This is a genomic window from Micromonospora sp. NPDC047753, from assembly GCF_040642735.1.
Lineage (GTDB): Bacteria > Actinomycetota > Actinomycetes > Mycobacteriales > Micromonosporaceae > Micromonospora.
The window spans coordinates 1-8,989 of the sequence record NZ_JBEYSL010000273.1 but is presented as its reverse complement, the minus strand read 5'-3'; the positions used below and the strand labels follow the sequence as shown (position 1 = coordinate 8,989).

Genomic DNA, 8,989 nt, shown 5'->3' with positions numbered 1-8,989 from the left:
GAGTCGCCGCCGGAGTTGGTGTTGTCGCCGACGGCGAAGTACAGGTTGCCGGCGGCCAGTGCCACCGCAGGCGGCACCGAATCGCCGCTGCTCGCGGACGTGCACGCCGATCCCGGACTGCGGCGGCGGCTGATCGCGGTGCTGGGCGCGTCGGCGGCGCTCGGCGACCACCTGGTGGCCCACCCCGAGCACTACCGGGCGCTGCGGACCGCAGCGGACGGGCTCGCCCCGATCGCCGAGGGGCGGCTGGAGCCGGCCGACGGCGGTAACCCGGTGGCGGCGCTGCGGACCGCGTACCGCCTGGCGTTGTTGCGGATCGCGGCGGCCGACCTGACCGGCGGTCGCGGCCTGGAGCAGACCATGGCCGCGCTCTCCGCGCTGGCCGACGCGACGCTGTCCGCGGCGTACGAGATCGCGGTCGCGGAGCTGGCGGAGGGGACCGAGCGGCCCCGACTCGCGGTCGTGGCGATGGGCAAGTGCGGCGGCGGCGAACTGAACTACGTCTCCGACGTGGACGTCATCTTCGTGGCCGCCGAGGACGCCGACCTGCCCGCCGCGACCCAGGTGGCGACCCGGTTGATCTCCATCTGCGGGCTCGTCGCCTGGCCGGTGGACGCCGCGCTGCGGCCCGAGGGCAGCCGCGGCCCGCTGGTGCGGACCCTCGCCAGCCACCTGGCCTACTACCGGCGGTGGGCGCGCACCTGGGAGTTCCAGGCGCTGCTCAAGGCCCGCCCGGCCGCCGGGGACCTGCCGCTGGCCCAGGAGTGGATCGACCAGCTCGCGCCGCTGGTCTGGCGGGCTGCCGAGCGGCCCGAGGCGGTCGAGGACGTCCGCGCCATGCGCCGCCGGATCATCGACCACATCCCGCCGAAGGAGCTGGAGCGCGAGATCAAGCGCGGTCCGGGCGGGCTGCGCGACATCGAGTTCGCCGTCCAGTTGCTGCAACTCGTGCACGGTCGCGGCGACGAGACGCTGCGTCCGCCCGGCACCATCCCGGCGTTGCGCGCGCTCGTCGCCGGCGGCTACGTCGGTCGGGCCGACGGCGAGGCCCTGCTGCGCGGCTACCGCTTCCTGCGCGGCGTCGAGCACCGGCTGCAACTCCAGGGCCTGCGTCGTACGCACACGGTGCCCGCCGAGCCGGGCGCGCTGCGCTGGCTCGCCGCCGCGCTGGGTTTCACGGCCGCGCCGGGGCGCAGCGCCGTGGAGAGCTTCCGGGCCGAGTGGGTCACCCACGCCACCGAGGTACGCCGACTGCACGCCAAACTGCTCTACCGGCCGCTGCTGGAGTCGGTGGCCCGGGTTCCGGCCGACGGGTTGCGGCTCACCCCGGAGGCGGCCAGGAACCGCCTGGAGATCCTCGGCTTCGCCGACCCGGCCGGGGCGTTGCGCCACCTCCAGGCGCTCACCGGCGGGGTGAGCCGTACGGCGGCCATCCAGCGCACACTGCTGCCGGTGCTGCTCAGCGAGTTCGCCGACGCGCCGGAGCCGGACCGGGGGCTGCTCAACTACCGCAAGGTCTCCGACAAGCTGGGCAGCACCCCCTGGTATCTGCGGCTGCTGCGCGACGGCGGCCCGGTCGCCCGTCGGCTGGCCCGGGTCCTCGCACTGTCCCGGTACGTCGCCGACCTGCTCGCCCGCGACCCGGAGGCGCTGCGGCTGCTGGCCGAGGAGAACGAGCTGGCGCCCCGCGCGTCCGAGGTGCTGCGGGAGGGGTTCCTGGCGGCGGCGGCCCGGCACACCGATCCGGTCGAGGCCACCAGCGCGGTGCGCGCGCTGCGACGTCGCGAACTGGTCCGGGTGGCCTGCGCCGATCTGCTCTGCCGGGCCGGCGCGCTCGCGCCCAGCCCCACCCGGGCGGACGGCGCGAACCGGCCCGCCCGCAAACTGTCCGACATCACCGAGGTGGGTACGGCGCTCGCCGACGTCACCGACGCCACCCTGGCCGCCGCGCTGCGGGCCGCTCGGGCCAGCCAACCGGCACCGGCGGGGCTGCGGTTCGCGGTGATCGGCATGGGCCGGCTCGGCGGGTACGAGTCGAACTACCTCTCCGACGCCGACGTGCTCTTCGTCTACGACCCGCCCCCGGGCACCAGCGAGAGCGCCGCCAGCGCGGCCGCGCACGCCGTCGCCGAGGAGCTGCGCCGGCTGCTCGGCGTACCCGCCCCCGACCCGCCGCTGGGCGTCGACGCCGACCTGCGTCCGGAGGGCCGCCAGGGCCCGCTGGTCCGCAGCCTCGCCGCGTACGCCGCGTACTACGCCCGCTGGTCGCGGGTGTGGGAGGCGCAGGCACTGCTGCGCGCCAGGTTCGTCTGCGGCGACGCCGACCTGGGCGCCGAGTTCGAGGCGATGATCGAGCCGGTGCGCTACCCGGCCGACGGGCTGTCCCGCGAGCAGGTCGTCGAGATCCGGCGGATCAAGGCCCGGGTGGAGACCGAACGGCTGCCTCGTGGCGCCGACCCGGCCACCCACACCAAGCTGGGTCGCGGTGGGCTCGCCGACGTGGAGTGGGCTGTGCAACTCGTCCAGCTCCGGCACGCCGGCGCGATCCCGGAGCTGCGCGGCACGCGTACCCTCGACGCCCTCGCGGCGGCCGAGCGGGCCGGCCTGATCGACCCGGCGGACGCCGCGGAGATGGCCGCCGGTTGGGCCCTGGCCGCGCAGGTCCGCAACGCGTTGATGCTGGTCCGGGGTCGGGCCGGTGACCAGCTGCCCCGGCACGGGGTGGAGTTGGCCGGGGTGGCCCGGCTGCTCGGCCGCGACGACCCGGGGGAGTTCCTCGACGAGTACCTGCGCACCGGCCGCCGCTCCCGCGCCGCTGCCGAACGGGTCCTCGATGCCTGACGCGTCGCCGCCCGCGACCGGGCGGAGCGTCGCGGGCTGGGCGGTGGCGACCGGGGTGGCATTGCTGCTCGCCGTCGCGTTCCTCCTCGCTCCACCGATGGGCACCGACCTCGCCGCCCAGGTGGCGCGTGCCGGGTTCACCGAGCGGTACGGGTCCGCGCCGGTCGATTTCGGCTGGTACGGCGGCGTCAACCAGTACGGCTACAGCCTCTTCACGGCCAGGTTGGGCACCCTGATCGGGGTGCGTCCGCTGGGGGCGATCGCCGCCGTGGTCGGCGCGGGTGCGCTGGGTTGGCTGTTCACCCGCAACCGGGCCCGCCGACCGCTGCTGGCCGGCGTCCTCGGCGCGGTGGTGCTGGTCGGCAACCTGGCCAGCGGTCGGATCACCTTCGCGGTCGGGCTGGCGTTCGGGCTGCTGGCGCTCTGCGCGGTCAGCGCGGAACGCCCACCGCGCTGGCTCCGGCTGACGCTCGCCGCCGTCTGCGCCGCTCTGGCGACGGCGGCCAGCCCGGTCGCCGGCCTGTTCACCGGGCTGGCCGGCGCGGCGCTGCTGCTCAGCGCCCTGCGCACCGGTGACGGGCCGGGCCGCCGGCTTCCCGGAGGCTGGCGGGCCGACCGACCACTGGCCGAGGGGTTCGTCCTGGCAGTGGCGCCCGCCGTCACGCTCGCCCCGATGGCGTTCGTCTTCGGCAACGGCGGCACCCAGCCGTACTCGGCCGAGTCGATGCGCATCAACGTCGCGCTCGCGGTGCTGGTGGCGGTCGTGCTGCCGCGTCGCCGCCGGGTGCTGCGCGTTGGCGCGGCGCTCACCGTGCTGCTGCTGATCGGGGCGTACTACGTGCCCAGCCCGATCGGTTCCAACGCGCTGCGACTGCCGATGCTGTTCGCCCTGCCCGTGCTGGCCGGGTACGCCGCCCTGCCGGGGCCGTGGCTGGCCGGGTTGCTCGCCGCGACCGTGTGGTGGCAGTCGCCGGTGATGATCAGCGACGTGACCCGGGCCGGCGCCCCGGAGAGCGCCGAAAGTTTCTACCAACCGCTCGTCGCCGAACTCGACAGGCGGCAGCCGGCCGGGCGGGTCGAGGTGGTGCCGCTGCGCGACCACTGGGAGTCCGCGTACCTTCCGCCGACCGTGCCACTGGCCCGGGGTTGGGAACGCCAGGTCGACAGCGACCGCAACGCGCTGTTCTACGACGGCAGCCTGAGCGCGCAGACGTACGAGAAGTGGCTACGGCACGAGGCGGTGAGCTACGTGGTGCTCGCCCCGGACGCACCCGCCGACCGGTGGGGCCGCGACGAGGCCGCGCTGATCCGTGGTGGCCTGCCGTACCTGCGGGAGGTCTGGCGTGACCCGACCTGGCGGATGTACGCCGTGGTCGATCCGACCCCGCTGGTCGGTGCCCCGGGTCGACTCGTCACCGCCGACCGCGGCGCGGTCCGGCTGACCGCCACGCCCGGGGACGTGCCGGTCCGGGTGCGCTGGTCGCGCTGGCTCACACTGAGCGGCCCGGACGGCTGTCTGCGACCGGGCGCGGACGGGTGGACCGAGGTGCGAATCCGCGCCGCCGGCGACTACTCGATCTCCAGTGGGCTGGCACCGACGCGCCACTGCTGACCGTGCCTGCCGTCGGCCTCCCACCGACGGGCTGGCAGCATGTCCGGCGTGCCTTCCCACCTCGCGCGCTGGACCGGCCTGGCCGGCTCGATGCTGCTCGCGCTGTCCGCCTTCCTCGGCGGCGCGTTTCCCGGCGGCCCCCTGCGCAGCACCCCGGTCAGCATCTGGCAGGGGCCCAACGGCCCGCTGATCCTCGCCGCCTGGCTGGTCGGCACCGGCCTGATGGCGTACGCCTGGTGGGCGCTACGTGACGGGGGACCCTCGACGCGCTGGGCCCTGGTCACCGTCGGGCTCTGGCTGCTGCCGTTGCTGATCGCACCGCCGTTCGGCAGCCGGGACGTGTACGCGTACGCCTGCCAGGGCGCCAGCTTCGTCGGCGGCCTCAGCCCGTACGAGCAGGGTGTCTCCGCGCTGCCCTGCCCCTGGCTGGACACGGTCTCGGTCATCTGGCGCGACACCCCGGCGCCGTACGGGCCGCTGTTCGTGCTCGTCGCGGGCGCCGTGGTCAAGGCCACCGGGTCGCTGACCGCCAGCATCGTGCTGTTCCGTGCGCTGTCGCTGGTCGGCGTCGTCCTCACCGCGTGGGCACTGCCGGCGCTGGCGCGTCGGGCCGGTGTGCCGGCGAAGCGGGCGGTGTGGCTGGCGTTGGGTTCCCCGCTGGTCGCCGCGCACCTGATCGGTGGCCCGCACAACGACGTGCTGATGCTCGCCGCGTTGGTCGGTGGGCTGGCCGTGGTGGCGGCGCACCCGGGCCGGCGCGGAATGCTGCTGGTCGGCGGGCTCCTCCTCGGGGTCGCGGTGGCGATCAAGGTGACCGCCGTGGTGGTGGTGCCGTTCGCCGCGCTGGCCGCCACCGCCGGGCCGTACCGGATCCGCACGCTGGTCCGCGACGGCGGCTGGGTGGTCGGCGGCACCGTAGCCACGGTGGTCGGCGTGACCGTCCTCGGTGGGCTGGACTTCGGTTGGATCGGCGGGCTGTCCCAGGGTGGCGCCGCCATCGCCTGGACGTCCCCGTCGACCGCGGTGGGGCAGACTGTCGGTTACGTCGCGGCGCTGTTCGGTGGTCACATCGACGCGCTCCCGGTCACTCGCGGAATCGCCGTGGTCCTCCTGGCGGTGCTACTCGTCTGGCTCTGGTGGCGGGCCCGTACCCGCGACCCGCTGTACCACGCCGGCCTCGCGCTCGCCCTCACCGTCGCGCTCGCCCCCGTCGTGCACCCCTGGTACTGGACCTGGCCGCTGTTCGTGCTCGCGGCCACCGCCCAGCGGACCAGATGGTTCACAGTGGTCGCCCTGGTCGCGTCCTTCCTGGTGCTGCCCGACGGCACCGGGCTGCCCCGGTACACCAAGACGGTCGGGGCGCCGCTGATGACGCTGTTGGTGATCGTGCTGGTCATCCGGTTGGTACGGTCGGCTCGGGCGGCCCGTCAGCCGGTCGCCGCCGACTGAGGGAAGGTGCGCCGGTGACCGCTCCCGGTGCCGCTCTCTCCCGGTACGCCGGCCTGTTCGGGGCGGTTCTGCTCGCCGTGGCCGGATACCTCGGCGGGGCACTGCCTGACGCCCCGCTGGGCGTGACACCCGCGTCGATCTGGCGGACCCCGGACGGCCCGGCGACGCTGACCTGCTGGCTGATCGGCACCGTGCTGCTGGTCGGGGCGTGGTGGTCACTGCGCGAGGGTGCGCCGTCGACCCGTTGGGCGTACGTCACCGCCGGGCTGTGGGCGCTTCCGCTGCTGCTCGCGCCACCGCTGGGCAGCCGGGACGTCTACTCGTACGCCTGCCAGGGCTGGACGTACGCGCACGGCGTCGACCCGTACACAGTGGGGGTGGTGGCTGCGGGCTGCCCCTGGCTGGACACCGTGGCACCGATCTGGCGGGACACCCCGGCACCGTACGGTCCGGTCTTCGTCCTGCTCGCGGCCCTCGCCGTCGGCCTCGGCGGCGGGCTCACCGGGACCATCGTGGCGCTGCGCGTGATCGCCGTGGCAGGGCTGCTGCTGGCCGCGCTCTGCCTTCCCGCTCTGGCCCGGGCGGCCGGGGTGCCGGCCCGGCGGGCGGTCTGGTTGGCGCTGGCCGGTCCCCTGGTCGGCGTACACCTGGTGGCCGGCGCGCACAACGACGCCGTGATGCTGGGCCTGCTGCTGTGTGGACTGCTGGTAGTGGTCAGGCGACCAGGTCGGCCGGCGGCGCTGCTGCTGGCCGGAGCGCTGCTCGGGCTGGCCGTCACGGTGAAGGCCAGCGCCGCGGTGGTGGTGCCGTTCGCGGTGCTGGCCGGGATGCCCGACCAGCACACCGTTCGGGCACTGCTGCGCCACGCTGGATGGCTGGCCGGAGGGCTGCTCGCCGCGCTGCTGGTCACCTCCGCGGTGTCCGGCCTCGGCTTCGGCTGGGTGGGCGGGCTGACCCACAGTGGCGACTCGGAGCAGTGGACGTCGCCACCCACCGCCGTGGGATTCGTGGCCGACTACGCCGGCGCGCTGGTCGGCCGGGACCCGCAGGCGGTGCCGATGGTCCGAGCGGTCGCGCTGCTGCTGCTCGTCGGGGTGCTGCTGGTGCTCTGGTGGCGGGCCTGGCGAACCCTGCGCGGACTGAACGACGTCGCAGCTCATCGGGGTGGGTCCGTCGACGAGTTCCAGTGTCCCGAGGCTGGACGTTCCGGGGTCGCGGGTCACGAGGTGGCTGCTCGCGTGGGGGCGTCTCCCGGTGGCACACCCTCGGGGTTCGCGCGCCCTGAGCGTGGGTGTCCTCCGGTGGTGCGGTCCCGGGTGGCGCTGCACGGCGCGGCGTTGGCACTGGTCGCCACCGTCGTCCTGTCCCCGGTCTTCCACCCCTGGTACGCGACCTGGCCGCTGGCGCTGCTCGCGCTCACCGCCGCCCGTACGACGTGGTTCGTGCTGCCCACCGCTGCGGCAGCCTTCCTCGCCCTGCCCGACGGCACCAACCTGGCCCGCGTCACCAAGGCACCCGGTGCCCTGGCGATGACCGCCCTGCTCCTGACCGTGCTCATCCGCACCGCCCGCCATGGACGCCGTTGATCATGAGGGTTGCCGGGTGCAGTTCGGACGCAGCGCCTCTCCAACCTCATGATCGTCAGCCTCGGGCGGGGCGGGGCGGGGTTGAGGGGGTGGGGGGCTAGGCTCGCGCGCCGCAGGTGGGGCAGGGCTGGGTTGAGGGCTGGGGGGTGGAGGCCCGGCGGGAGCGGAACAGGACGCTGAGGAACAGTACGGCGGGACCGGCGAGCGCGACGGCGACAGCGGTCACTGCCAGCTCCGCGAAGGTGACGGCGCCCTGTGCCGCGCCGAAGTTGTCAGCCAGGCCGGGCACCGCCAGGAAGCCGGCGGGAGTGAGCAGTGTGACGAGCGCCCAGCCGCCGCGGGTGTCCCCGCCCAGTGCCAGCCCCATGGCCAACAGTGCCCCGACGGCCAGCAACAGTCCGCCGACGGACGGCAGGAAGATCTCCAGGGTGGCGCCGTAGTAGCTGCCGACCGCATCCAGGCCCACCAGGAACTCCGTCGCCAGCACCGCCAACAGCGCGGACAGCGCCGGCGCGAGGCGGATCGCCCGGGACGGTCGATCGGGCAGGGCGAGCCCCAGCAGGCCCAGGACCACCTGCGGCAGCAGCACCATCAGCGGCGGTCGAAGTGCGTCGAGCGCCGCGGCCACCGGTGGCAGCGTGATCGTGAGCACCAGCGCGAGGGTGATGGCCCACCGGGCGGCCCGGCTCGGCGCGACGGCGATCACCACCGCCGCCAGCAGCCATGCCGCCCACGCGACGACACCGAGCGAGACGAACGGGCCGACGTGGGGGACGCCCCACTCGGCGGGCGGCGGGTGCAGCTCTGCCGTACCCCAGACTCCGGCGAGAGCGCTCGCGGTGACCAGGGCCAGCAGCGCCGCGAGGCGTACCCCGGGGATCAGGTCGGTGACGCCCGCGGCCCGCAGCCGCTGGCGGAGGCCGCCGCGCACCAGGTCCGCGGCGTCCGCCGGCGTCGGCCAGCGTTGCTCAAGGGCGGCCAGGTCGAGGTAGGTGCCGACGATTTCGGCGCCGCGGGCGCGCCGATAGTCGGCGGGGTACGCGCGCAGCAGCCGGAGGTAGCGGCGTTCCAGGTCGTTCATGCCAAGCCTCCGGCCGTGCGTGGGGTGACCGGGAGGGCGGCGCGAGTCCGCTTGGACAGCCGGGCGGTGGCGGCGTCGACGTTGCGGCGCAGCCGCTCGGTCTCGGTGCTCAACGCGGTCTCACCAGCGGGGGAGAGGCGGTAGTAGCGGCGCAGTCGGCCGTCCACCACCTCCTCCCGGTCGACCTCGACGAGGCCGGCGTCGACCAGCCGGTCGAGAGCACCGTAGAGCGTCCCGGGGCGTAGCGACACGCGGTTGTCGGAGAGGGCGGCGACCTCACCGATCAGCCCGTAGCCGTGCATCGGCTGGGCGGCCAGCGCGGTGATCTCCGGCACTGTCACCCACTCGGGCGCTCGGGACGTGCTGAAGCTGACCGAGGTGGACGGCTTCGACGTGGAGATCGGCGCGGAGGGCATCCTG

General features: G+C 74.9%; 6 protein-coding genes. 4 read left to right on the top strand and 2 right to left on the bottom strand.

Going from position 1 to position 8,989, the window contains the following annotated elements; all coding sequences use genetic code 11:
- From ABZ749_RS21735 to mptB (ABZ749_RS21720), 4 genes are all read left to right on the top strand, one after another.
- A partial coding sequence (locus ABZ749_RS21735) for a bifunctional [glutamine synthetase] adenylyltransferase/[glutamine synthetase]-adenylyl-L-tyrosine phosphorylase (RefSeq protein WP_357230352.1) occupies positions 1-2,841 on the top strand: 2,841 nt, incomplete at its 5' end.
- Complete coding sequence (locus ABZ749_RS21730) at positions 2,834-4,453, top strand: hypothetical protein (protein ID WP_357230350.1); 1,620 nt, start codon at positions 2,834-2,836, stop codon at positions 4,451-4,453. The genes ABZ749_RS21735 and ABZ749_RS21730, both read left to right, overlap by 8 nt.
- 48 nt (positions 4,454-4,501) lie before the next feature.
- A complete protein-coding gene (gene mptB, locus ABZ749_RS21725) occupies positions 4,502-5,902 on the top strand; it encodes a polyprenol phosphomannose-dependent alpha 1,6 mannosyltransferase MptB (protein ID WP_357230349.1) in 1,401 nt (466 codons plus the stop codon).
- Between the two features lie 14 nt (positions 5,903-5,916).
- The gene (gene mptB, locus ABZ749_RS21720; protein ID WP_357230347.1) at positions 5,917-7,488 is read left to right on the top strand and encodes a polyprenol phosphomannose-dependent alpha 1,6 mannosyltransferase MptB; all 1,572 of its coding nucleotides are present in this window, start codon (positions 5,917-5,919) and stop codon (positions 7,486-7,488) included.
- A 97-nt stretch (positions 7,489-7,585) separates the two neighbouring features.
- Here mptB (ABZ749_RS21720) and ABZ749_RS21715 read toward each other — a convergent pair whose 3' ends face one another.
- Positions 7,586-8,569 (bottom strand): hypothetical protein, encoded by a 984-nt coding sequence (locus ABZ749_RS21715; RefSeq protein ID WP_357230345.1) that lies wholly within the window; start codon positions 8,567-8,569, stop codon positions 7,586-7,588.
- On the bottom strand, positions 8,566-8,871 hold the full coding sequence (locus ABZ749_RS21710; protein ID WP_357230354.1) for a PadR family transcriptional regulator: 306 nt from the start codon (positions 8,869-8,871) through the stop codon (positions 8,566-8,568). The genes ABZ749_RS21715 and ABZ749_RS21710 overlap by 4 nt, the downstream gene beginning before the upstream one ends.
- Positions 8,872-8,989 lie beyond the last annotated feature (118 nt).

Bases quoted from the DNA above. Each gene is read 5' to 3' on its own strand.
- ABZ749_RS21710 (WP_357230354.1), bottom strand. From the start codon at position 8,871: ATGCACGGCTACGGGCTGATCGGTGAGGTCGCCGCCCTCTCCGACAAC.
- ABZ749_RS21730 (WP_357230350.1), top strand. From the start codon at position 2,834: ATGCCTGACGCGTCGCCGCCCGCGACCGGGCGGAGCGTCGCGGGCTGG.
- ABZ749_RS21715 (WP_357230345.1), bottom strand. From the start codon at position 8,569: ATGAACGACCTGGAACGCCGCTACCTCCGGCTGCTGCGCGCGTACCCC.